Origin of the sequence: thiotrophic endosymbiont of Bathymodiolus puteoserpentis (Logatchev) (assembly GCF_900127505.1) — a bacterium.
In the GTDB taxonomy this organism is placed as follows: domain Bacteria; phylum Pseudomonadota; class Gammaproteobacteria; order PS1; family Pseudothioglobaceae; genus Thiodubiliella.
The window spans coordinates 1-1349 of the sequence record NZ_UEXF01000002.1 but is presented as its reverse complement, the minus strand read 5'-3'; the positions used below and the strand labels follow the sequence as shown (position 1 = coordinate 1349).

The window sequence follows — 1349 nt, the reverse complement described above, 5'->3', positions numbered from 1 at the left end:
ATGAAAAAAAATAGGGAATAGCGGGGTTTGATGAGAAAAATATGAGAAAAATTGGGTTTTAGATTTTTTTAAAAAAATTTTTTTAAATTCAACGGTCTCAAACTGCCTTCTACCAACGAACTTTTAACCGCTTGTATTGGGTTACTTGCTACTGCACATACCATTAATACCAAATTCAAAAAACAACAATACTATAAATAGCATATAATAATCATTTTTTTCACCAACAAAACAATGCCAAAAAAAATCCAACTACCCGATGATTTTTATAAACACGATTTTAAACAACTAGCCAAGATAGAAAAACACCCAAGAACAAGAATTAGATTTATTGGACTTAGCCATATTCAAAATGGAAAAAGCTACGAACAAGTAGCACAATATTTCTTACAAAGTTTAAGCGCTGTCAAGCAATGGGTTCGACATTATAAAGATGAAGGTATCGACGGCTTAAAAGAAAAGCAACGCAGTGGTCGACCCAGTAAGGCCCGCAATCATAATCATACTAAATTACTTCAATCTATACTTGCAATGCAGAATAATAAAAATGGTGGTAGAGTAAGACTTAAAGATAGGCGAATTCAACCCATAAGTGCAACACTTCCATTTAAAAAAGTCATCTTGGCAAAGACCTTAAATGGGGTCTTATACCCCAAGCATTTCCTAGGTCTATTATTCATTAAATCTGTTGCCCTAAATGCTTCTTTCTCACTCACATTATCCAAAGCCATTCGCTTAGGGAAGAATTGCCTTAACAGTCCATTGTGATTCTCGTTTAAGCCCCTTTCCCAACTATGATACGGCTTGGCAAAGTAAGTGTTACAGTCAAGATTTTCTGCTAGCTTTTCATGCCAACTAAACTCCCTGCCATTGTCAAAGGTCAAGGTTTTGACCCAATGTTTAAGTGGAGTGAGTCGTTTATTGATAGCGTCATTTGCATTTTGTGCGGTTTTGTTGACAATGGGTAGTGCAAGATATAGCCTACTCTTACGCTCAGCAAGAGTGGCAAAGCCACCTTTGTGTCCTTTACCAATAACCAAGTCAACTTCCCAGTCGCCAATGCGAGTGCGAGCATCAACAATACTGGGGTGCTCATCAATGTCAATGCGATTAGGTATCCTACCTCGATAATCATTTTTGCCATAGCGTTTTCGATATTTCTTATGCTGATGGCGTAGGTATTTGTAAAGCGCTCCGCCTACCGCTTTGTCTTGCAAGACAAAGCGGTAGGCGGTTTCAGTGCTAATTTTAATCTTTTTATCTAATTCCAAGCGTCCCATGATTTGTTCAGGACTCCAATATTCTTTTAGCTTTTCACTAATGTAATTTTTAACACAATCTGTGAGTTT

Annotated in this window: 1 protein-coding gene and 1 pseudogene; one reads left to right on the top strand and one right to left on the bottom strand. The window is 37.1% G+C overall.

Translation table 11 applies throughout. From position 1 onward, the window contains the following. Positions 1-234 precede the first annotated feature (234 nt). Positions 235-444 (top strand): annotated as a pseudogene (locus tag BHECKSOX2_RS10505) (hypothetical protein); the annotation flags it as partial. A 137-nt stretch (positions 445-581) separates the two neighbouring features. On the opposite strand, the gene BHECKSOX2_RS00025 reads toward BHECKSOX2_RS10505, so the two are convergent. After that, the coding region (locus BHECKSOX2_RS00025; RefSeq protein ID WP_139681946.1) for an IS30 family transposase at positions 582-1349 on the bottom strand (768 nt) is incomplete at its 5' end.